Consider the following 21759-nt stretch of genomic DNA (forward strand, 5'->3'; position numbering starts at 1 on the left):
CCATGAGCAAGATCCTGATCCGTGGTGCGAAGGTGCTCGGCGGCGAGGCCCAGGACGTCCTGATCGACGGCGAGACCATCGAGGCCGTCGGCGCCGGGCTGTCCGCCGAGGGCGCCGACGTCATCGAGGCCGAGGGCAAGATCCTCCTGCCGGGCCTCGTCGACCTGCACACCCACCTGCGCGAGCCGGGCCGCGAGGACTCCGAGACCGTGCTGACCGGTACCCGGGCGGCCGCCTCCGGTGGCTACACCGCGGTGTTCGCCATGGCCAACACCTTCCCCGTCGCCGACACCGCCGGCGTGGTCGAGCAGGTCTACCGCCTCGGCCAGGAGCACGGCTACTGCGATGTGCAGCCCATCGGTGCCGTCACCGTCGGCCTGGAGGGCAGCAACCTCGCCGAGCTGGGTGCCATGCACGAGTCCGCCGCCGGGGTCACCGTCTTCTCCGACGACGGCAAGTGCGTGCACGACGCCGTGATCATGCGCCGGGCGCTGGAGTACGTGAAGGCATTCGGCGGCGTCGTCGCGCAGCACGCCCAGGAACCGCGGCTCACCGAGGGCGCCCAGATGAACGAGGGCATCGTCTCGGCGGAGCTGGGGCTCGGGGGCTGGCCGGCGGTGGCCGAGGAATCGATCATCGCCCGGGACGTCCTGCTCGCCGAGCACGTGGGCTCGCGGGTGCACATCTGCCATCTGTCGACCGCCGGCTCCGTCGAGATCGTCCGCTGGGCCAAGTCCCGCGGCATCGACGTCACCGCCGAGGTCACGCCGCATCACCTGCTCCTCACCGACGAGATGGTGCGCACCTACAACCCCGTCTACAAGGTCAATCCGCCGCTGCGCACCGAGCGCGATGTGCTGGCCCTGCGCGAGGCCCTCGCCGACGGCACGATCGACATCGTCGCCACCGACCACGCCCCGCACCCGCACGAGGACAAGGACTGCGAGTGGGCCGCGGCCGCCATGGGCATGGTGGGCCTGGAGACCGCGCTGTCGGTCGTGCAGCAGACGATGGTCGAGACCGGCCTGCTGACCTGGGCGGCCGTCGCGGACCGGATGTCCTACGCGCCCGCGCGGATCGGGCGGGCCAAGGGCCACGGCCGCCCCGTCTCGGCTGGTGAGCCCGCCAACCTCACGCTGCTCGATTCCGCTTACCGTGGAGAGGTGGACCCCGCGGGCTTCGCCTCCCGCAGCCGCAACACCCCCTACGAGGGCCGTGAGCTGCCGGGACGCGTCACCCACACCTTCCTGCGGGGCCGGGCAACGGTCGTCGACGGGAAGCTGGCGTGATTCCTCCACTGATCCACCTGGCCGCAGCGCAGAAGTCCGCGCCGGTCACCGACTGGGCGGGCCGGATCGCCTGGGTCGTCGGTCTGCTGGTCTTCGTCGTCTTCGTCTACTGGCTGATGCGCCAGGGCTGGAAGTGGCGCGGCACCCTCCAGGGCGATCTGCCCGAGCTGCCGGCCACCCCGGACGAGCCCGGAGAGCCCGAGCTGACCCTCAGCGGCCGCTACCACGGCTCCACCACCGCCGGGCAGTGGCTGGACCGGATCGTGGCCCACGGTCTGGGCACCCGCAGCCGCGTCGAGCTGACCCTGACCGATCAGGGGCTGGACGTCGTACGGCCGGGCGCCCAGGACTTCTTCGTGCCGGCCGCCGCACTGCGCGGGGCCCGCCTCGACAAGGGCATCGCCGGCAAGGTCCTCCCCGAGGGCGGCCTGCTGATCGTCACCTGGCGGCACGGGGACAAGGAGATCGACTCCGGCTTCCGCTCCGACAAGGCGACCGAGCACCCGGCCTGGGTCGAGGCCATCGACCGGCTGAGCACCACCGAGCACAGCACCACCGAGCACCACACCAGCACCACCGAGCACACCGAAACGGAAGGCGCACGATGACGACCTCCACCAGGGGGACCGCCAAGATCCCCGCCGTACTCGTCCTGGAGGACGGCCGCACCTTCCGCGGCCGCGCCTACGGGTCCGTGGGGGAGACCTTCGGCGAAGCGGTGTTCTCCACCGGCATGACCGGCTACCAGGAGACGCTGACCGACCCCTCGTACCACCGCCAGGTCGTCGTCATGACCGCCCCGCACATCGGCAACACCGGGGTGAACGACGAGGACCCCGAGTCGCAGCGGATCTGGGTCGCCGGCTACGTCGTCCGCGACCCCGCCCGGCTCCCGTCCAACTGGCGCTCGGTGCGCTCCCTGGACGACGAGCTGGTCGCCCAGGGCGTCGTCGGCATCAGCGGCATCGACACCCGCGCGCTGACCCGGCACCTGCGCGAGCGCGGCGCCATGCGGGTCGGCATCTTCTCCGGTGAGGCGCTGCCCGACGAGGGCACGATGCTGGCCAAGGTGCGCCAGGCCCCCGAGATGCAGGGCGCCGACCTGTCCACGCAGGTCGCCACCAAGGAGTCCTACGTCGTCCCGGCGATCGGCACGAAGAAGTTCACCGTCGCCGCGATCGACCTGGGCATCAAGGGCATGACCCCGCACCGGATGGCCGAGCGCGGCATCGAGGTGCACGTGCTGCCCGCCACCGCGACCGTCGAGGACGTCTACGCGGTGAACCCGGACGGCGTGTTCTTCTCCAACGGCCCCGGTGACCCGGCCACCGCCGACCACCCGGTCTCCGTCATGCGCGGAGTGCTGGAGCGCAAGACGCCGCTGTTCGGCATCTGCTTCGGCAATCAGATCCTGGGCCGTGCCCTGGGCTTCGGCACCTTCAAGCTCAAGTACGGCCACCGCGGCATCAACCAGCCGGTGCAGGACCGTACGACCGGCAAGGTCGAGGTCACCGCGCACAACCACGGGTTCGCCGTCGACGCTCCGCTCGACAAGGTCGTAGGCACCCCCTTCGGCCGCGCCGAGGTCTCCCACGTCTGCCTCAATGACAACGTGGTGGAGGGCCTGCACCTCCTCGACCAGCCGGCCTTCAGCGTCCAGTACCACCCCGAAGCAGCAGCGGGTCCGCACGACGCCGCGTACCTCTTCGACCGCTTCGTATCCCTGATGGAGGGCCAGCGTGCCTAAGCGCACCGATATCCAGTCCGTCCTGGTCATCGGCTCCGGCCCGATCGTCATCGGCCAGGCCGCCGAGTTCGACTACTCCGGCACCCAGGCGTGCCGGGTCCTCAAGTCCGAGGGCCTGCGCGTCATCCTGGTGAACTCCAACCCGGCGACGATCATGACCGACCCGGAGATCGCCGACGCGACCTATGTCGAGCCGATCACCCCGGAGTTCGTCGAGAAGATCATCGCCAAGGAGCGCCCCGACGCGCTGCTGCCGACCCTGGGCGGCCAGACCGCGCTGAACACCGCGATCTCGCTGCACGAGTCCGGCACCCTCGACAAGTACAACGTCGAGCTGATCGGCGCCAACGTCGAGGCGATCAACAAGGGCGAGGACCGCGACCTCTTCAAGGAGGTCGTCGAGGCCGTCAACCGCAAGATCGGCCACGGCGAGTCCGCCCGCTCGTACATCTGCCACTCCATGGACGACGTCCTGAAGGGCGTCGACGAACTCGGCGGCTACCCCGTCGTCGTCCGCCCCTCCTTCACCATGGGCGGCGCCGGCTCCGGCTTCGCCCACAACGAGGAGGAGCTGCGCCGGATCGCCGGCCAGGGCCTGACGCTCTCGCCAACCACCGAGGTGCTCCTGGAGGAGTCCATCCTCGGCTGGAAGGAGTACGAGCTGGAGCTGATGCGCGACAAGAACGACAACGTCGTGGTCGTCTGCTCCATCGAGAACTTCGACCCGATGGGCGTGCACACCGGCGACTCGATCACCGTCGCGCCGGCCATGACGCTCACCGACCGCGAGTACCAGATCCTGCGGGACATCGGCATCGCGGTGATCCGCGAGGTCGGCGTCGACACCGGCGGCTGCAACATCCAGTTCGCGGTCAACCCCGAGGACGGCCGGGTCATCGTGATCGAGATGAACCCCCGCGTCTCGCGCTCCTCGGCGCTGGCCTCCAAGGCCACCGGCTTCCCGATCGCGAAGATCGCCGCCCGGCTCGCCGTCGGCTACACCCTCGACGAGATCCCCAACGACATCACCGAGAAGACCCCGGCCTCCTTCGAGCCGACTCTCGACTACGTCGTCGTCAAGGTGCCGCGCTTCGCCTTCGAGAAGTTCCCGGCCGCCGACGCCACGCTGACCACGACCATGAAGTCGGTCGGCGAGGCCATGGCCATCGGCCGTAACTTCCCCGAGGCGCTCAACAAGGCCCTGCGCTCCCTGGAGAAGAAGGGCAGCCAGTTCGACTTCGTCTCCGAGCCGGGGGACAAGGCCGCGCTGCTGGAGAAGGCCCAGGTCCCGACCGACGGCCGGATCAACACCGTCATGGCGGCGATCCGGGCCGGTGCCACCCCGCAGGAGGTCTTCGACGCCACGAAGATCGACCCGTGGTTCGTCGACCAGCTCTTCCTCGTCAAGGAGATCGCCGACGAGATCGCGGCCGCCGAGAAGCTCCACCCGGAGATCCTTGCGGACGCAAAGCGCTACGGCTTCTCCGACGCCCAGATCGCCGCGATCCGCGGCCTGCGCGAGGACGTCGTCCGCGAGGTCCGGCACGCCCTCGGCGTCCGCCCGGTCTACAAGACGGTCGACACCTGCGCCGCCGAGTTCGCCGCGAAGACCCCGTACTTCTACTCGTCCTACGACGAGGAGACCGAGGTCGCCCCGCGCGAGAAGCCGGCCGTGATCATCCTCGGCTCCGGCCCCAACCGCATCGGCCAGGGCATCGAGTTCGACTACTCCTGCGTCCACGCCTCGTTCGCGCTCAGCGACGCCGGCTACGAGACCGTGATGGTCAACTGCAACCCGGAGACCGTCTCGACGGACTACGACACCTCCGACCGTCTGTACTTCGAGCCGCTGACGCTGGAAGACGTCCTGGAGATCGTGCACGCCGAGACCCAGGCCGGACCGGTCGCCGGTGTCGTCGTCCAGCTCGGCGGGCAGACCCCGCTGGGCCTGGCGCAGGCGCTCAAGGACAACGGTGTGCCGATCGTCGGCACCTCGCCCGAGGCGATCGACCTCGCCGAGGAGCGCGGCGCCTTCGGCCGGGTGCTGACCGAGGCCGGACTGCCGGCCCCCAAGTACGGCACCGCGTTCTCCTTCGCCGAGGCCCAGCAGATCGCCACCGAGATCGGCTACCCGGTCATGGTCCGCCCCTCCTACGTGCTCGGCGGCCGCGGTATGGAGATCGTCTACGACGAGCCCTCGCTGGGGGAGTACCTCACCCGGCACGCCGGCCTGATCGACCGGCACCCGGTCCTCATCGACCGGTTCCTCGACGACGCCATAGAGATCGACGTCGACGCGCTCTACGACGGCCACGAGCTCTACCTCGGCGGCGTCATGGAGCACATCGAGGAAGCCGGTATCCACTCCGGCGACTCCGCCTGTGCGCTGCCCCCGATCACCCTCGGCGGCTTCGACATCAAGCGGCTGCGCGCCTCGACGGAGGCCATCGCCAAGGGCGTCGGCGTCCGCGGACTGATCAACATCCAGTTCGCGATGGCCGGGGACATCCTCTACGTCCTTGAGGCCAACCCCCGCGCCTCCCGTACGGTGCCCTTCACCTCGAAGGCCACCGCCGTACCGCTCGCCAAGGCCGCCGCCCGGATCTCGCTCGGCGCCACCATCGCCGAGCTGCGCGCCGAGGGCATGCTGCCCAAGAACGGCGACGGCGGCACCCTGCCGCTGGACGCGCCGATCTCCGTCAAGGAAGCCGTGATGCCCTGGTCGCGGTTCCGCGACATCCACGGCCGCGGGGTGGACACCGTCCTCGGCCCGGAGATGCGCTCCACCGGCGAGGTCATGGGCATCGACTCGGTCTTCGGCACCGCGTACGCCAAGTCCCAGTCCGGCGCCTACGGGGCGCTGCCCACCAAGGGCCGCGCGTTCGTCTCGGTCGCCAACCGGGACAAGCGCTCGATGATCTTCCCGGCCCGTGAGCTGGTCGCCCACGGCTTCGAGCTGCTCGCCACCTCCGGCACCGCCGAGGTGCTGCGCCGCAACGGCATCAACACCACCGTGGTGCGCAAGCAGTCCGAGGGCGAGGGGCCGGACGGTGAGAAGACCATCGTCCAGCTCATCCACGACGGCCAGGTCGACCTGATCGTCAACACCCCCTACGGCACCGGCGGCCGGCTGGACGGCTACGACATCCGTACCGCCGCCGTCGCCCGTGGCGTCCCCTGCCTGACCACGGTCCAGGCGCTGGCCGCCGCCGTACAGGGCATCGAGGCGATGTCCCGCGGAGACGTGGGCGTGCGTTCCCTCCAGGAACACGCCGAACATCTCACCGCGGCCCGCCAGGAGTAGCGGCCGGGAGGGGGACACCGAAACGGTGTCCCCCTCTTCATGAGCCCCCCCGTCCCTCCCCGTGCGGAAGGCACCACCGACGATGTACCGCCTCTTCTTCCAACTGCTCTTCCAGCGCATGGACCCCGAGAAGGCCCACCACCTGGCCTTCCGCTGGATCCAGCTGGCCGTGCGCCTGCCCGTGCTGCGCACCTTCCTCGCGGCCGCCCTCGCGCCCCGCTACAAGGAGCTGCGCACCGAGGCCCTGGGCCGCCGGATGCACGGCCCCTTCGGCCTGGCCGCCGGCTTCGACAAGAACGCCGTCGCCATCGACGGGATGACCATGCTCGGCTTCGACCATGTCGAGATCGGCACGGTCACCGCGCAGCCGCAGCCCGGCAACCCCAAGAAGCGCCTGTTCCGGCTCGTACCGGACCGCGCGCTGATCAACCGGATGGGCTTCAACAACGACGGCTCCGCGTCCGTGGCGGCCCGCCTGGCGGCCCGCAACCCGGTGTTCCCGGCCACCGTCGGCGTCAACATCGGCAAGACCAAAGTCGTACCGGAGGACGAGGCGACCGCCGATTACGTCACCTCCACCGAGCGGCTCGCCCCGCACGCCGACTACCTGGTCGTCAATGTCTCCTCCCCGAACACCCCGGGGCTGCGCAACCTCCAGGCCGTCGAGCATCTGCGCCCGCTGCTGTCCGCCGTACGCGAGGCCGCCGACCGCACGGTCACCGACCGCCGGGTCCCGTTGCTGGTCAAGATCGCCCCGGACCTCGCCGACGCGGACGTGGACGCGGTCGCCGACCTCGCCGTCGAGCTCGGCCTGGACGGGATCATCGCCACCAACACCACCATCGCCCGCGAGGGCCTCGGGCTGACCTCCGACCCGAAGCTGATCGCCGAGACCGGCGGACTGTCCGGCGCGCCCGTCAAGGAGCGCTCCCTGGAGGTCCTGCGCCGCCTCTACGCCCGTGTCGGCGACAAGATCACCCTCGTCGGGGTCGGCGGCATCGAGACCGCCGAGGACGCCTGGCAGCGCATCCTCGCCGGCGCCACCCTGGTCCAGGGCTACAGCGCCTTCATCTACCAGGGCCCGTTCTGGTGCCGCACGATCCACAAGGGGCTGGCCGCCCGCCTGCGCAACAGCCCCTACGCCACCCTCGCCGACGCGGTCGGCGCCGAGCACAAGAAGGTGACCGGATGACCCGGGAAGCCGTCGCCCACCCGGCCGCCCCCTTCGGCGCGCGCCTGCGCCAGGCCATGGACGAGCGGGGCCCGCTCTGCGTCGGGATCGACCCGCACGCCTCGCTGCTGGCCGACTGGGGCCTGAACGACGATGTCGCGGGCCTGGCCCGCTTCACCCGCACGGTCGTCGAGGCCCTCGGCGAGACGGTCGCCGTCTTCAAGCCGCAGTCCGCGTTCTTCGAGCGCTTCGGCTCGCGCGGCCTGGCCGTCCTGGAGACCGCCGTCGCCGAGGCGCGCGAACGCGGTGCCCTGGTCCTGATGGACGCCAAGCGCGGCGACATCGGCTCCACCATGGCCGCCTACGCCGAGACCTTCCTGCGCCCCGACTCCCCGCTGTTCTCCGACGCGCTGACGGTCTCCCCGTACCTCGGATACGGCTCGCTCCGGCCGGCCGTCGACCTGGCCCGCGAGAGCGGCGCCGGCCTCTTCGTGCTGGCCCTCACCTCCAACCCGGAGGGCGCGGAGGTCCAGCGGGCGGTGCGGGAGGACGGCAGCACCCTCGCGGCGACGATGCTCGGCCATCTTGCCGCCGAGAACGCCGGAGCCGAGCCGCTGGGTTCCTTCGGCGCGGTCGTCGGCGCCACGCTCGGCGATCTCTCCTCGTTCGATCTGGCGATCAACGGTCCGCTGCTCGCCCCCGGCATCGGCGCGCAGGGCGCCACGCCCGCCGACCTGCCGAAGGTCTTCGGAAACGCCGTGCACAACGTCGTGCCGAGCGTCAGCCGGGGGGTGCTGCGGCACGGTCCGGACCCCGCGGCGCTGCGCGCGGCGGCGGACCGATTCGCCGGGGAAGTGCGCACCGCGCTCGCCTAGGACCCGAAAGACGGGGACTTTGGTCCCGAAATGTCCTGGTCAGCAGAGTCTGACCAGGACTTTTCGTCTGTTCTCGCTGACTCTGGCGCCCTCGGCCGCTAGTCTCCGTCGAGAGCACTGCACGTAAGCGCGTTGCTCGTTGCTCCGCACGTGTGGGGTGACTAGGTTCCACACTGGTCCGTATCCGACAGTTCGACATCCGAGGTGACGTAGGCGTGGCTCTTCCGCCCCTTACCCCTGAACAGCGCGCAGCCGCGCTCGAGAAGGCCGCCGCGGCTCGCCGGGAGCGCGCCGAGGTCAAGAATCGGCTCAAGCACTCCGGTGCTTCCCTCCATGAGGTCATCAAGCAGGGCCAGGAGAACGACGTCATCGGCAAGATGAAGGTCTCCGCCCTCTTGGAGTCCCTGCCGGGCGTCGGCAAGGTCCGCGCCAAGCAGATCATGGAGCGGCTCGGTATCTCCGAGAGCCGCCGAGTCCGGGGGCTCGGCTCCAACCAGATCGCGTCGCTGGAGCGCGAGTTCGGCAGCACCGCTTCCTGAATTTTCCGGCATCACCGGGAAGCTGGAATAATCGCTGCATGAGTTCTGACGTCTCCCGGGGGACGACCCCCGCGCCCCCGGCCAGACAGCCGCGGCTGACCGTGCTCTCCGGCCCCTCCGGGGTCGGCAAGAGCACGGTCGTCGCGCATATGCGCAAGGTCCACCCCGAGGTCTGGCTGTCGGTCTCGGCCACCACCCGCAAGCCGCGGCCCGGGGAGCAGCACGGCATCCATTACTTCTTCGTCGAGGGCGAGGAGTTCGACAAGCTCATCGCCAACGGTGAGCTGCTCGAATGGGCCGAGTTCGCGGGCAACCGCTACGGCACCCCCCGCAAGGCGGTGCTGGACCGGCTGGCGGCCGGGGAACCGGTCCTGCTGGAGATCGACCTTCAGGGCGCCCGCCAGGTCCGCGAGTCCATGGCGGAGGCCGAGCTGGTCTTCCTGGCCCCGCCGAGCTGGGACGAGCTGGTCCGCCGGCTCACCGGACGGGGCACGGAGGCGCCGGAGGTCATCGAGCGCCGGCTGGCCGCCGCCAGGGTCGAGCTGGCAGCGGAGAAAGAGTTCGATATGACGCTTGTCAACACCTCCGTCGAGGACGTCAGCCGCGAGCTGCTAGCCTTGATGCTGAATCGTTCCGGGGACCGGAACACCCGCGGCTGACCGCGCAGCTCCCCGGCCGACCAGGACTTCTGCGTCACACCCACGCTTCATCCCCCTTCGGAAGGTAGAGAGTGTCCTCTTCCATCACTGCACCCGAGGGCATCATCAACCCGCCCATTGATGAGCTTCTCGAGGCCACCGATTCGAAGTACAGCCTCGTGATCTACGCCGCCAAGCGCGCGCGCCAGATCAACGCGTACTACTCGCAGCTCGGCGAGGGCCTGCTCGAGTACGTCGGCCCCCTCGTGGACACGCACGTCCACGAGAAGCCCCTCTCGATCGCGCTCCGCGAGATCAACGCGGGTCTGCTGACCTCGGAGGCCATCGAGGGCCCCGCGCAGTAAGCAGCACAGCAGTACCGTTCATCGAGGCCCGGCGGCGTGTCCGCCGGGCCCTTGGTGTGTCATAGGGGCATACACAGGGACCTAGCCCGGGGAGCGGCGAAGCGATGGACAAGCGGGAGCGGGAGCGGCCCAGGGTCGTCCTGGGGGTCAGCGGCGGGATCGCCGCGTACAAGGCGTGCGAACTGCTGAGGCGACTGACGGAGTCCGGGCACGACGTACGGGTGGTGCCGACCGCTTCCGCGCTGCACTTCGTCGGAGAGGCCACCTGGTCGGCGCTGTCCGGCAATCCGGCCGGCACCGAGGTCTGGGAGTCCGTCCACGAGGTCCCGCACGTCCGTATCGGCCAGGCCGCCGATCTCGTCGTGGTCGCGCCCGCCACCGCCGACCTGCTGGCCAAGGCCGCGCACGGCCTCGCCGACGATCTGCTGACGAACACGCTGCTCACCGCCCGCTGTCCGGTGATCTTCGCGCCCGCGATGCACACCGAGATGTGGGAGAACCCCGCCACCCAGGAGAACGTCGCCACCCTGCGCCGCCGCGGCGCGCTGGTGATCGACCCCGCGGTCGGCCGGCTGACCGGCGTCGACACCGGCAAGGGCCGCTTCCCCGACCCGGCCGAGATCTTCGCGTTCTGTCGCCGGGTGCTGGCCCGCGGCGCACGCGCGAGCGAGCAGGATCTCGCCGGCCGCCATGTCGTGATCAGCGCGGGCGGCACCCGCGAGCCGCTGGATCCCGTCCGCTACCTGGGCAATCGCTCCTCCGGCAAGCAGGGCTACGCGCTGGCCCGTACGGCGGTGGCCCGCGGTGCCCGGGTCACCCTGGTCGCCGGCAACACCGAGCTGCCCGATCCGGCCGGTGTGGACGTGATCCCCGTCGGTACCGCCCGACAGCTCCGTGAGGAAGTGGTGAAGGCCGCCGCGGACGCCGATGCGGTGGTCATGGCCGCCGCCGTCGCCGATTTCCGCCCCGCCGTCTACGCCTCCGGCAAGATCAAGAAGGTCGAGGGCCAGGAGCCGGAACCCATCGCCCTGGTGCGAAATCCGGACATCCTCGCCGAGCTCTCCGCCGAGCGGGCACACCCGGGCCAGCTCGTGGTCGGCTTCGCCGCGGAGACCGACGAGGTGCTCGCCAACGGACGCGCCAAGCTCGCCCGCAAGGGCTGTGACCTGCTCGTCGTCAATGAGGTCGGCGAGCACAAAGCCTTCGGCTCGGCGGAGAACGAAGCGGTGATCCTCGCGGCCGACGGAACCGAGACCCCGGTGCCGTACGGGCCCAAAGAAACCCTGGCCGACACGGTCTGGGACCTGGTCGCACCCCGCCTGGCCGAGACTCGCCGCTGAAGCGCCGAAGCGGCCCCGGAATCACTCCGTCAGCCCTGCAAAATCGGGCATGTCCCCTTGACCCGGCACATTCTCGAGGTGATCGTCCTAGCGTAAGCCGCGGTGTCCCAGGTCACGGGGGGTCCATAAATCGAGACCGTGTGCCCGAACGCCGCATCCGACCGATAAACTGGCGAGTGGATCGGGCCGAGCGCAGCTCTCGGCCCGTCCGCCAATGATCAGCCAGCAGCCGCTGCAACCCCAGGGAGCGATGTGTCCCGCCGCCTGTTCACCTCGGAATCCGTCACCGAGGGCCACCCCGACAAGATCGCTGACCAGATCAGCGACACCATCCTCGACGCTCTCCTCAAGGAGGACCCGACGTCCCGGGTCGCCGTGGAGACGCTGATCACCACCGGCCTGGTGCATGTGGCCGGCGAGGTGACGACGAAGGCGTACGCCGACATCCCCAACCTCGTCCGCAACAAGATCCTGGACATCGGTTACGACTCGTCCAAGAAGGGCTTCGACGGCGCCTCCTGTGGCGTCTCGGTGTCCATCGGCGCGCAGTCCCCGGACATCGCCCAGGGCGTCGACACCGCGTACGAGAACCGCGTCGAGGGCGATGACGACGAGCTGGACAGGCAGGGCGCCGGCGACCAGGGCCTGATGTTCGGCTACGCCTGCGACGAGACGCCTGAGCTGATGCCGCTCCCGATCAACCTCGCGCACCGGCTCTCCCGCCGGCTGTCCGAGGTCCGCAAGAACGGGACCATCCCCTACCTCCGTCCCGACGGCAAGACCCAGGTCACCATCGAGTACGACGGCCACAAGGCCGTCCGCCTCGACACCGTCGTGGTCTCCTCGCAGCACGCCAGCGACATCGACCTCGACTCGCTGCTCGCGCCCGACATCCGCGAGTTCGTCGTCGAGCACGTCCTCAACCAGCTGGTCGAGGACGGCATCAAGCTGGACACCGACGGCTACCGGCTGCTGGTCAACCCGACCGGCCGCTTCGAGATCGGTGGCCCCATGGGTGACGCCGGTCTGACCGGCCGCAAGATCATCATCGACACCTACGGCGGCATGGCCCGCCACGGTGGCGGCGCCTTCTCCGGCAAGGACCCGTCCAAGGTCGACCGCTCGGCCGCCTACGCGATGCGCTGGGTCGCCAAGAACGTCGTCGCGGCCGGCCTCGCGGCCCGCTGTGAGGTCCAGGTCGCCTACGCGATCGGCAAGGCCGAGCCGGTTGGTCTCTTCGTCGAGACCTTCGGCACCGCCACGGTGGACACCGACAAGATCGAGCAGGCCATCGGCGAGGTCTTCGACCTTCGCCCGGCCGCCATCATCCGCGACCTCGACCTGCTCCGTCCCATCTACGCGGAGACCGCCGCCTACGGCCACTTCGGCCGTGAGCTGGAGGACTTCACCTGGGAGCGCACGGACCGCGTGGAGGCGCTGAAGGCGGCCGCGGGGCTGTAAGTCCCGTAGCGCCCGTGTGAGTGCCACGGCCCCGGACCGCTCGGCGGTCCGGGGCCGTCGGTTGTCCACAGGCCGCCGGGCACTGTCCGTGCGGTCTGCTAAGACTGATGCTGTGAGCAGGGAGAACGGGCGACCGGAGGCGGGGGCGGCGGATGCGGGCGAGCAGTTGGCCCTCATCCGGGAGGCCGTGCGGGAGACCAAGGCGGAGCGGGCCAGACCGCGGACCTGGCGGGGAGCCGAGCTGGCGGCCGAGCTGCCGGTGGCGCGGGTGCTGGTCGACAAGGGGCTGGTGCACCTCGACCGGTATTTCGACTATGCGGTGCCGGCGGCGATGGATCACGAGGCGCAGCCCGGGGTCCGGGTCCGGGTGCGTTTCGGGGCGGGGGAGAAGGGCGGCCGGCGCGAGGGCGGCAAGCTGGTCAGCGGATTCATCGTGGAGCGGGTCGCGGAGAGCGACTACCGGGGGGTGCTCGCCCCGATCGCGCAGGTGCTGTCGTCGGAGCGGGTGCTGACCCCCGAGCTGCTGGCGCTCTGCCGGTCGGTCGCGGACCGCTATGCCGGGACGCTCGCCGATGTGGTGCAGCTGGCGGTGCCGCCCCGCCGGGCGCGCGCGGAAGCCAAGCCGTCCCCCGACCCTCTACCGCCCAACCCGCCCCCGGAGCCGGGCAGTTGGGAGCGCTACGGCGCCGGCGCCGGTTTCCTCGCCGCGCTCACCCGGGGGGACGCACCGCGGGCGGTGTGGACGGCGCTGCCCGGGGCGACCTGGCCGCAGGAGCTGGCGCGGGCGGCGGCCGCGGCGCTGGCGGGCGGGCGCGGTGCGCTGGTGGTGGTGCCGGACGGGCGGGCCGCGGCGCGGGTGGACGCGGCGCTCGGCGAGCTGATCGGCGCCGGCCGGCATGTGCTGCTGACCGCCGACGCCGGGCCCGAGGAGCGCTATCGCCGCTGGCTGGCGGTCAGCCGTGGCGCGGTGCGCGCCGTGGTCGGGACCCGGGCGGCGATGTTCGCGCCGGTCGCCGGCCTGGGCCTGGTCGCCCTCTGGGACGACGGGGACGCCAGCCACAGCGATCCGCATGCCCCGCAGCCGCATGCCCGTGAGGTCCTCATCCAGCGGTCGGTCCATGAGCGGGCGGGATTTCTGCTGGGCGGGCTGAGCTGCACGGTCGAGGCGGCCCAGCTGGTCGAGACGGGCTGGGCCCGCCCGCTGACCGCCGAGCGCGAACAGGTGCGGGCCGCGGCGCCACTGGTGCGTACGGTCGGCGACGGTGACGAGGCGCGGGATGCCGCCGCGCGGGCCGCCCGGCTGCCGTCGATGGCCTGGCAGGTGGTGCGGGAGGGCCTTCAGCGCGGACCGGTGCTGATCCAGGTCCCGCGCCGGGGGTATGCGCCCCGGCTGGCGTGCGAACGGTGCCGTACCCCCGCGCGCTGCCGGTCCTGCGCAGGCCCGCTGGAGGCGCGGGAGGCCGGCGAGCTGTGCTGCGCGTGGTGCGGCCGCCCGGAGCCGGACTGGCACTGCTCCGAGTGCGGCGGCGCGCGGCTGCGGGCGCAGATCGTGGGCGCGCGGCGGACGGCGGAGGAGCTGGGCCGGGTGTTCCCGGCGGTGCCGGTGCGGACCTCCGGGCGGGATCATGTGCTGGCCACGGTGCCCGATGTCCCCGCGCTCGTGGTGAGCACCCCGGGCGCGGAGCCGGTGGCGGAGGGCGGCGGGTATGCGGCCGCGCTGCTGCTGGACGGCTGGGCGCTGCTGGGGCGGCCGGACCTGCGGGCGGGGGAGGAGGCGCTGCGCCGCTGGCTGGGCGCCGCCGCACTGGTCCGCGGGCAGGCGGCGGGAGGCACGGTCGCGGTGATCGCGGAGCCGACGCTGCGGCCGGTGCAGGCGCTGGTGCGCTGGGACCCGGTCGGCCATGCGGTCCGTGAGCTGGCCGAGCGGGCCGAGCTGGGTTTCCCTCCGGTGTCGCGGATGGCCTCCGTGGCCGGCCGCGGCGAGGATGTCACCGAGCTGTTGAGCTCCGCCGAACTCCCGGCGGGCGCCGAGGTGTTGGGGCCCGTACCGCTTCCGGTGCCGGACCCCGCCCGCCCGCGCCGGCCGGGCGACCCGCCGCCGGGCGAGCAGTGGGAGCGTGCGCTGGTCCGGGTCCGCCCCGGCCAGGGCGCGGCCCTCGCCGCCGCGCTCAAGGCGGCCCGCGCGGCCCGGCTGGTCAAGCGGGAGGGGGAGGCCGTACGGGTCCGGATCGATCCGCCTGATCTGGGGTGAGCGTTCGCCCGGGGGAGCTTCCGCCGGAGGAGGGGCGGGCCGTCGTGGCGTCAGCGCCCCGGACATGGCGCCGCCCCGGGACCGAGGGCGGCGTCCCGGGGCGTTGGCGAGCGGCGTGGGGGCGAAGGCGCCCGGTGTCGCGGGTGGTTCAGCCGTTGCGGGGGCCGGGGAAGGCGCCCGGCCGGGCCGGTTCGTCGCGGGCGGCCGCGGAGGGCTGGGCGGGCATGGAACGGGCGGCCGGGACGGACGGCGCGCCGGGCAGCCCCGCGGCCACGGTCACCGCACGGGTCGCGGTGGCCTCCGGCGAACGCACCGCCGGCTCGGCGCCGTTGGCCTCCGCGGCGGGCTGGGCCGCGGCTCTGCGGGCACCGTAACGACGGTGTACCGCTTGTTTGGTGACGCCGAGCGCCGAGCCCACCGCGTCCCACGAGAATCCCAGCGAACGGTCGAAGTCGACCGCGGCCGTGACGAGGGTTTCGACGCTGTCCCGCAGTTCCTGGGCGAGGCGCACCGTCGGAGCGGGCGCGCGTCCGTAGACGACGAAGCCCGCGGAAGGGCCCGTGCGCCGGGGCCGGTAGACGTTGCCGAGCTGAGCGGTCAGCGTGCGCAGTGCGTCCACCTGCCGGCGTACCCGCTCGATGTCCCGCACCAGGAGATGCAGGCTGGCGCGCGCCTGGGCGTCGTGGGTTGCGTGGTCGGCCATGAGCAAGCCTCTCGAACCGGCGTGAAATAGGAAGGATGTGATACGAGCGGGCCGCCAGAGCGGCCCGGCCCGGGTCAATGCTGTTTGACCAACGCGACAGCAGCGGCTCTGGTCACGGTATGGGGGCGTACGAGCTTTCCTACAAGGCGCGGGAATTCGTGTACGCCCCCTCGGACCACCGCCCATGGCCTCCTGCGGGACCCATAGACTGGTGTGTCGTTCCGCTGCGTGTGAGAGGTAGTTCGCCACCCATGAGGCTTGTCTTCGCCGGCACCCCCGAGGTCGCCGTACCCGCCCTCGATGCCCTGATCGCCTCGGACCGGCACGAGGTCGTGGCCGTGGTGACCCGGCCCGACGCCCCCGCCGGACGCGGCCGCAGGCTGGTCGCCAGCCCCGTCGCGGAGCGTGCGGAGGAGGCGGGCATCGAGGTGCTCAAGCCCGCCAAGCCGCGCGACGAGGACTTTCTGGCCCGGCTGCGGGAGATCGCGCCGGACTGCTGCCCGGTGGTCGCCTACGGTGCGCTGCTGCCGAAGGCCGCGCTCGACATTCCCGCCAAGGGGTGGGTCAATCTGCACTTCTCGCTGCTGCCCGCCTGGCGGGGCGCGGCGCCCGTGCAGCACGCGGTGCTCGCGGGGGACGAGGTGACCGGCGCCTCGACCTTCCAGATCGAGACCGGCCTGGACTCCGGCCCGGTCTTCGGGGTGCTGACCGAGGAGGTCCGGCCGACCGACACCAGCGGCGATCTGCTGACCCGGCTGGCGTTCGCCGGTTCCGGGCTGCTGGTGGCGACGATGGACGGCATCGAGGACGGCACGCTCCAGGCGGTGCCGCAGCCGGCCGAGGGCGTCACGCTCGCCCCGAAGATCGAGGTCGAGGACGCGAAGGTGGACTGGACGGCGCCCGCACTGCGGGTCGACCGGGTGATCCGTGGCTGCGCGCCCGCGCCCGGCGCCTGGACGGTCTTCCGCGGTGAGCGCCTCAAGCTGATGTCGGCCGTCTCCGCCGCGGACCACGCGGAGTTGGGCCTGGCGCCCGGCGAACTCGCCGTCACGAAGAAGGCGGTCCACGTCGGTACGGGCAGCCACCCCGTGGAACTCATCTGGGTCCAGCCGCAGGGCAAGAAGCCGATGAAGGCCGCGGACTGGGCGCGCGGGGTGCGTATCCAGGGCGGGGAGCGGCTGGGGGACAGCGCTTAGGGGGTGGGCGAACACATCCCGTAGGGGACGCCGGCGCCCCCTGCGGGCCACAACGTGGCGGGGGCGGGCGGGTATTCCCGAGGGGACCGACCGAGGGGCCCGCCCGCCGGGGCCGTCACCCGCGGACTTCGAGCCGTCTCCGGGCCGTCCTCGGAGCGGTCGCCTGCCGTCTCCGGGCCGTCCTCGGAGCGGTCGCCTGCCGACGGCGGGCCGTCCCCGGAGCGGTCACCTGCCGACGTCAGGCCGTTTCCGGGCCTGGGCCGCCCCGCGCGCCCGGCCCGACGGGCCCGCGTAGGCTGGGACCGACCCCTCATCTCGTATCCGGAGCACCTTTCTGTGAGTCAGCAGCCGCGCCGTCGCCCCAGCAAGCCCTATCGCCGCCCGCAAAAAGACCCGGTCCGGATCCTCGCGTTCGAGGCGCTGCGGGCCGTCGACGAGCGCGACGCCTACGCGAATCTGGTCCTGCCGCCCCTGCTGCGCAAGGCGCGGGAGGGCGGGGACTTCGACGCCCGGGACGCGGCGCTGGCGACGGAGCTGGTGTACGGCTCGCTGCGGTGGCAGGGCACGTACGACGCGATCATCGCGCAGTGCGTGGACCGGCCGCTGCGCGAGGTGGACCCACCGGTCCTGGACGTGCTGACGCTCGGCGCGCACCAGCTGCTCGGCACCCGTATCCCCAGCCACGCCGCGGTCAGCGCCAGCGTCGAACTGGCGCGGGTGGTGCTGGGTGACGGCCGGGCGAAGTTCGTGAACGCGGTGCTGCGCAAGGTCGCGGCCCATGACCTGGACGGGTGGCTGGAGCGGGTCGCCCCGGAGTACGACAAGGACCCCGAGGACCACCTCGGCCTCGTGCACGCACACCCCCGCTGGATCGTCTCGGCCCTGTGGGACGCGCTCGGCGGCGGCCGGGCCGGCATCGAGGACCTGCTGGAGGCGGACAACGAGCGCCCCGAGGTGACCTTGGTGGCCCGGCCCGGCCGGAGCACCGCCGAGGAGCTGCTGACGGTGGCCGGCGAGGAGAGCGCGCTCCCCGGGCGCTGGTCCCCGTACGCGGTGCGGCTCGCGGAAGGCGGCGAGCCGGGCGCTCTGGACCCGGTGCGCGAGGGGCGGGCCGGGGTGCAGGACGAGGGGAGCCAGCTCGTCGCCCTGGCGCTGGCGAACGCGCCCGTCGAGGGCCCCGACCGCGCCTGGCTCGACGGCTGCGCCGGCCCCGGCGGCAAGGCGGCGCTGCTGGCGGCGCTCGCCGCGCAGCGCGGCGCCGCCCTGCTGGCGTCGGAGAAGCAGCCGCACCGCGCCCGTCTGGTGGCCCGGGCGCTGGAGGGCAACCCCGGCCCGTACGCGGTGATCGCGGCCGACGGCACCCGCCCCGCCTGGCGGCCCGGTGCCTTCGACCGGGTCCTGGTGGACGTGCCGTGCACCGGCCTGGGCGCGCTGCGCCGCCGCCCGGAGGCCCGCTGGCGGCGCCGCCCCGAGGACCTGGACGGCTTCGCCCCGCTCCAGCGCGAACTGCTGCGGCAGGCGCTCGCGGCGGTCCGCATCGGCGGCGTCGTCGGCTATGCGACCTGCTCACCGCATCCGGCCGAGACCCGCGCCGTGGTGGACGACGTCCTCAAGGGCCGGGGCGGCGAGCCGTTCGAGACGGAGTGGATCGACGCCCGCCCGCTGATGCCCGGCGTCCCGGCCCTCGGGGACGGCCCGGACGTCCAGCTGTGGCCCCATCTGCACGGCACGGACGCGATGTACCTGGCCCTGCTGCGACGGGTGGGCTGAGGGACGGCCGTCCCCCCTCCCTGGCCCCCCGGAGCGCACGCCATACTGGGGGGCATGGCCTTGATCAACCCCAGCATCCTGTCCGCGGACTTCGCTCGGCTTGCCGAGGAGGCGAAGGCGGTGGAGGGCGCCGACTGGCTGCACGTCGACGTCATGGACAACCACTTCGTTCCGAACCTGACCCTTGGTGTGCCGGTGGTCGAGTCGCTGAGCAAGGCGACGGACACCCCGCTCGATCTGCATCTGATGATCGAGGACCCGGACCGCTGGGCGCCCCAGTACATCGAGGCCGGGGCCGGTTCGGTGACCTTTCATGTGGAGGCGGCGGCCGCGCCGGTGCGGCTGGCGCGGGAGATCCGGGCCAAGGGGGCGCGGGCGTCGATGGCGCTGAAGCCGGCCACGCCGATCGAGCCGTACGAGGATCTGCTGCCCGAGCTCGACATGCTGCTGATCATGACCGTGGAGCCCGGCTTCGGCGGCCAGGCGTTCCTCGACATCATGCTGCCGAAGATCCGCCGTAGCCGTGAGCTGATCTCCCGGTACGGCCTTCAGCTGGCGCTTCAGGTGGACGGCGGGGTCTCGGCGGCCACCATCGAGCGGTGCGCGGAGGCGGGCGCGGATGTGTTCGTCGCCGGCTCCGCGGTGTACGGCGCGGACGATCCGGCGAAGGCGGTCCGGGACCTGCGCGAAAAGGCCGAGACGGCGACCGCGGCGGCGGGCTGGGGCTGCGCGCACTGAATTCCGGAGCGGGGGCGCGGGCGGACCGGTCCATTCCGGCCACCGGAATCTCCTCGTGGCGCGGCCGCGCCGCCGCTTGTGCGGGGCGCCACCGAGCGTTCATGAGGGTCGGGGCGCTGATGGTCCCCGTTGCCGCCGGGTTTCTGAAAGGATGAGCAAAGACTCGATCAGATGCGCAAAAGGGGAGAATTTCGTGGTAGCCAGCCGCCCACAGTCCGGAATGGGCCCTGCCGAGCTGGTGCAGGCCGCGGCCATGGCCCGCCGTTTCTATCTTGAGGGCAAGTCGAAGATCCAGATCGCGGAGGAATTCGGCGTCAGCCGGTTCAAGGTCGCGCGGGTGCTGGAGACGGCGCTGGAGCGTGATCTCGTACGGATCGAGATCCGGGTGCCCTCCGAACTGGACGCCGAACGCTCCGACGCCCTGCGGGCCCGCTACGGCCTGCGGCACGCGGTGGTCGTCGAGTCGCCCGCCGACGCTCCCCCCGCCTTCGGCGGCCAGACCCCGCCCGAGGACGCCGCCGACCCGGAGAACCTGGGCGAGGTCGCGGCCGACCTGCTGGGTGAGCTGGTCACCGAGGGCGATGTGCTGGGGCTGGCCTGGGGCCGGTCGACCATTCACATGGCCGCCGCGCTGCACCGCCTCCCGCCGTGCACCGTCGTGCAGTTGACCGGTGTCTACGACGCGGGGACCGCCGACCGCGGCTCCGTCGAGGCGGTGCGCCGCGCGGCCGATGTCTCCGGGGGCGAGGCGCACCCGATCTACGCGCCGATGCTGCTGCCCGACTCGGCGACGGCCGAGGCGCTGCGCCGCCAGACCGGCATCGCCCGCGCGTTCGACTACTTCGACAAGGTCACCGTCGCCTGTGTCTCCATCGGCTCCTGGGAGCCGGGCGTCTCGACCGTCTACGACATGCTGTCGGAGCAGGAGCGGGAGCACTACGCCTCGCTGGGTGCCGCCGCCGAGATGTCCGCGCACCTCTTCGATGCCGAGGGCCGCCGGATCGGCCGGGACCTCGGCGAGCGGTGCATCACCGTCGAGGCGGACCGGCTGCGCCGTATCCCGGAGGTCGTCGCCATCGCGGGCGGCGGGCGCAAGGCCGCCGCGATCGGCGCGGTGCTGCGCTCCGGGCTGGTGACGAGCCTGGTGACGGACACCGCGGCCGCCGACCATCTGCTGCTGGAGACCGGCCCGGGGCCGCGCCCCGCACTGGACCGGGCGGACCCTGACGGGGCGTGACGTACGCCGGGCCCGGAGCCGGACGGGGAACCGGAGTCGGACCCAAGACCGGAGCTGGAGCCGGACCCACAGTCGGCCCCGGAGGCGGCGCCGGGTGGCGGCCCGCGTAAGCCCGGGGCCGCGCCCCCCATGGGCACCCGCGGCGCGCTCATCGACGAGCAGCCTGCGCGGCCCTGTGACAGCATCGGCGCATGGTGATCCGCTTCTCCCCGCGCCGCGCCGCCGCCGTCGTCGGCGCGCTGCTCGCCGGGATGCTCCTGGTGCTCACCGGGTGTTCCACGGGCGGTGGCGCCCACGGGAGTTCGCAGGCGGCGCCGCGGTCCACCGCCACGGCCGTCGACGGTACGCCCCGCGCTTCCGGAGTACCGGCCTGGGCGCAGGGCATGCCGGTCGTGCCGGCCGGCGAGCTGCCGTCCCAGGCACGGGACACCCTGCGCCTCATCGACGCCGGCGGTCCCTTCCCGTACGCCCAGGACGGAACGGTCTTCGGCAACCGGGAGCGACTGCTGCCCCGTCAGCCGCGCGGCTACTACCACGAGTACACCGTTCCCACGCCGGGCGCCCCGGACCGCGGCGCCCGCCGGCTCGTCACCGGCCAGAGCCATGAGACGTACTACACCGAAGATCACTACCGGTCCTTCAAGGCGGCGCTCCGATGACGGCTCCCGTACCCCGGCCGCTCGCCGCGGTGCTCGACGGCAGCACGCCCCCGGGAGTGCTGCCCTGGCCCGCGGAGCGCGCGGTGGCGGACGCGCTGGCCGCCGCCCGGGACGCCGGCTGGACCGGTGCGTCCCTGGATCTCGACGGGGTCGCGGACAAGGCCGCCTTCATGGAGCGGTGTGCCGGGGCGCTGCGGCTGCCGGAGTGGTTCGGCCGCAACTGGGACGCGCTCGCCGACTGCCTCACCGATCTGTCCTGGTGCCCGGCCGACCGCGGCCGGCTGCTCGTGGTGACCGGCTGGCAGGGGTATGCGGCCGCGGCGCCCGACGAGTGGAGCATCGTCGAGGGAGTGCTGGCGGATGCGGTGGGTTACTGGCGCGACACGGACGCCGGACTGGCCGTGATCATGGCCCGGGGGCGGGCCCGGCAGGGCGCGTAGCGGCGGTCGCGGCGGCCCGACCAGCGGCGATGCCAG

General features: G+C 72.3%; 19 protein-coding genes. 18 read left to right on the forward strand and 1 reads right to left on the reverse strand.

Going from position 1 to position 21759, the window contains the following annotated elements; genetic code table 11:
- Positions 1-2: 2 nt before the first annotated feature.
- From ACFWJW_RS20030 to ACFWJW_RS20085, 12 genes are all read left to right on the forward strand, one after another.
- Positions 3-1289, forward strand: a complete 1287-nt coding sequence (locus tag ACFWJW_RS20030) for a dihydroorotase (RefSeq protein WP_387242811.1) — start codon at positions 3-5, stop codon at positions 1287-1289.
- Positions 1286-1897: a hypothetical protein gene (locus tag ACFWJW_RS20035; RefSeq protein ID WP_387242814.1), complete on the forward strand. Its 612-nt coding sequence runs from the start codon at positions 1286-1288 to the stop codon at positions 1895-1897. The genes ACFWJW_RS20030 and ACFWJW_RS20035 overlap by 4 nt, the downstream gene beginning before the upstream one ends.
- Positions 1894-3036, forward strand: coding sequence for a glutamine-hydrolyzing carbamoyl-phosphate synthase small subunit (gene carA, locus ACFWJW_RS20040; protein ID WP_387242817.1), 1143 nt, complete (start codon positions 1894-1896; stop codon positions 3034-3036). The genes ACFWJW_RS20035 and carA overlap by 4 nt, the downstream gene beginning before the upstream one ends.
- Positions 3029-6340: a carbamoyl-phosphate synthase large subunit gene (carB, locus tag ACFWJW_RS20045; RefSeq protein ID WP_387242820.1), complete on the forward strand. Its 3312-nt coding sequence runs from the start codon at positions 3029-3031 to the stop codon at positions 6338-6340. Before carA ends, carB begins: the two co-directional genes overlap by 8 nt.
- An 82-nt stretch (positions 6341-6422) precedes the next feature.
- Positions 6423-7532, forward strand: a complete 1110-nt coding sequence (locus ACFWJW_RS20050) for a quinone-dependent dihydroorotate dehydrogenase (RefSeq protein ID WP_387242823.1) — start codon at positions 6423-6425, stop codon at positions 7530-7532.
- Positions 7529-8386: an orotidine-5'-phosphate decarboxylase gene (gene pyrF / locus ACFWJW_RS20055; protein WP_387242825.1), complete on the forward strand. Its 858-nt coding sequence runs from the start codon at positions 7529-7531 to the stop codon at positions 8384-8386. The genes ACFWJW_RS20050 and pyrF overlap by 4 nt, the downstream gene beginning before the upstream one ends.
- Before the next feature lie 215 nt (positions 8387-8601).
- Positions 8602-8925, forward strand: coding sequence for an integration host factor (locus tag ACFWJW_RS20060; RefSeq protein ID WP_006607450.1), 324 nt, complete (start codon positions 8602-8604; stop codon positions 8923-8925).
- A gap of 38 nt (positions 8926-8963) precedes the next feature.
- Positions 8964-9584, forward strand: coding sequence for a guanylate kinase (gene gmk / locus ACFWJW_RS20065; RefSeq protein WP_387242828.1), 621 nt, complete (start codon positions 8964-8966; stop codon positions 9582-9584).
- Between the two features lie 71 nt (positions 9585-9655).
- Entirely contained in the window at positions 9656-9928 is a 273-nt protein-coding gene (gene rpoZ, locus ACFWJW_RS20070; RefSeq protein WP_005319902.1) for a DNA-directed RNA polymerase subunit omega, read from the forward strand.
- Positions 9929-10032: 104 nt separating this feature from the next.
- The gene (gene coaBC, locus ACFWJW_RS20075) at positions 10033-11268 is read left to right on the forward strand and encodes a bifunctional phosphopantothenoylcysteine decarboxylase/phosphopantothenate--cysteine ligase CoaBC (RefSeq protein WP_387242831.1); all 1236 of its coding nucleotides are present in this window, start codon (positions 10033-10035) and stop codon (positions 11266-11268) included.
- Between the two features lie 252 nt (positions 11269-11520).
- Positions 11521-12729, forward strand: coding sequence for a methionine adenosyltransferase (gene metK, locus ACFWJW_RS20080; protein WP_042156834.1), 1209 nt, complete (start codon positions 11521-11523; stop codon positions 12727-12729).
- 112 nt (positions 12730-12841) lie between these two features.
- Complete coding sequence (locus ACFWJW_RS20085; RefSeq protein WP_387242835.1) at positions 12842-14980, forward strand: primosomal protein N'; 2139 nt, start codon at positions 12842-12844, stop codon at positions 14978-14980.
- Between the two features lie 148 nt (positions 14981-15128).
- Here the strand turns inward: ACFWJW_RS20085 and ACFWJW_RS20090 are convergent, their stop codons facing one another.
- Positions 15129-15683: a hypothetical protein gene (locus tag ACFWJW_RS20090; RefSeq protein ID WP_387242838.1), complete on the reverse strand. Its 555-nt coding sequence runs from the start codon at positions 15681-15683 to the stop codon at positions 15129-15131.
- Between the two features lie 251 nt (positions 15684-15934).
- Between ACFWJW_RS20090 and fmt the strand changes: the two genes are divergently transcribed.
- From fmt to ACFWJW_RS20120, 6 genes are all read left to right on the forward strand, one after another.
- A complete protein-coding gene (gene fmt / locus ACFWJW_RS20095; RefSeq protein WP_387242841.1) occupies positions 15935-16879 on the forward strand; it encodes a methionyl-tRNA formyltransferase in 945 nt (314 codons plus the stop codon).
- Positions 16880-17215: 336 nt separating this feature from the next.
- Positions 17216-18649 carry an RsmB/NOP family class I SAM-dependent RNA methyltransferase gene (locus ACFWJW_RS20100; RefSeq protein WP_387242844.1) on the forward strand — a complete coding sequence of 478 codons (1434 nt, stop codon included), beginning with the start codon at positions 17216-17218 and terminating at the stop codon, positions 18647-18649.
- Positions 18650-18703: 54 nt separating this feature from the next.
- Positions 18704-19387, forward strand: coding sequence for a ribulose-phosphate 3-epimerase (gene rpe, locus ACFWJW_RS20105; RefSeq protein WP_387242847.1), 684 nt, complete (start codon positions 18704-18706; stop codon positions 19385-19387).
- Between the two features lie 220 nt (positions 19388-19607).
- Positions 19608-20624 carry a sugar-binding transcriptional regulator gene (locus ACFWJW_RS20110; RefSeq protein ID WP_387242850.1) on the forward strand — a complete coding sequence of 339 codons (1017 nt, stop codon included), beginning with the start codon at positions 19608-19610 and terminating at the stop codon, positions 20622-20624.
- Positions 20625-20815: 191 nt separating this feature from the next.
- Positions 20816-21283 (forward strand): ribonuclease domain-containing protein, encoded by a 468-nt coding sequence (locus ACFWJW_RS20115; protein WP_387242853.1) that lies wholly within the window; start codon positions 20816-20818, stop codon positions 21281-21283.
- Positions 21280-21723 (forward strand): barstar family protein, encoded by a 444-nt coding sequence (locus ACFWJW_RS20120; RefSeq protein WP_235464673.1) that lies wholly within the window; start codon positions 21280-21282, stop codon positions 21721-21723. The genes ACFWJW_RS20115 and ACFWJW_RS20120 overlap by 4 nt, the downstream gene beginning before the upstream one ends.
- Positions 21724-21759: the final 36 nt, after the last annotated feature.

The sequence above is a fragment of the Streptomyces sp. NPDC127097 genome, from assembly GCF_042724075.1.
Lineage (GTDB): Bacteria > Actinomycetota > Actinomycetes > Streptomycetales > Streptomycetaceae > Streptomyces.

What these genes read in the sequence shown, in the direction of transcription:
- ACFWJW_RS20030 (WP_387242811.1), top strand. Translation starts at nt 3, where the DNA reads ATGAGCAAGATCCTGATCCGTGGTGCGAAGGTGCTCGGCGGCGAGGCC.
- carA (WP_387242817.1), top strand. Translation starts at nt 1,894, where the DNA reads ATGACGACCTCCACCAGGGGGACCGCCAAGATCCCCGCCGTACTCGTC.
- ACFWJW_RS20050 (WP_387242823.1), top strand. Translation starts at nt 6,423, where the DNA reads ATGTACCGCCTCTTCTTCCAACTGCTCTTCCAGCGCATGGACCCCGAG.
- pyrF (WP_387242825.1), top strand. Translation starts at nt 7,529, where the DNA reads ATGACCCGGGAAGCCGTCGCCCACCCGGCCGCCCCCTTCGGCGCGCGC.
- gmk (WP_387242828.1), top strand. Translation starts at nt 8,964, where the DNA reads ATGAGTTCTGACGTCTCCCGGGGGACGACCCCCGCGCCCCCGGCCAGA.
- coaBC (WP_387242831.1), top strand. Translation starts at nt 10,033, where the DNA reads ATGGACAAGCGGGAGCGGGAGCGGCCCAGGGTCGTCCTGGGGGTCAGC.
- ACFWJW_RS20090 (WP_387242838.1), bottom strand. Translation starts at nt 15,683, where the DNA reads ATGGCCGACCACGCAACCCACGACGCCCAGGCGCGCGCCAGCCTGCAT.
- fmt (WP_387242841.1), top strand. Translation starts at nt 15,935, where the DNA reads ATGAGGCTTGTCTTCGCCGGCACCCCCGAGGTCGCCGTACCCGCCCTC.
- rpe (WP_387242847.1), top strand. Translation starts at nt 18,704, where the DNA reads ATGGCCTTGATCAACCCCAGCATCCTGTCCGCGGACTTCGCTCGGCTT.
- ACFWJW_RS20110 (WP_387242850.1), top strand. Translation starts at nt 19,608, where the DNA reads ATGGGCCCTGCCGAGCTGGTGCAGGCCGCGGCCATGGCCCGCCGTTTC.
- ACFWJW_RS20115 (WP_387242853.1), top strand. Translation starts at nt 20,816, where the DNA reads ATGGTGATCCGCTTCTCCCCGCGCCGCGCCGCCGCCGTCGTCGGCGCG.
- ACFWJW_RS20120 (WP_235464673.1), top strand. Translation starts at nt 21,280, where the DNA reads ATGACGGCTCCCGTACCCCGGCCGCTCGCCGCGGTGCTCGACGGCAGC.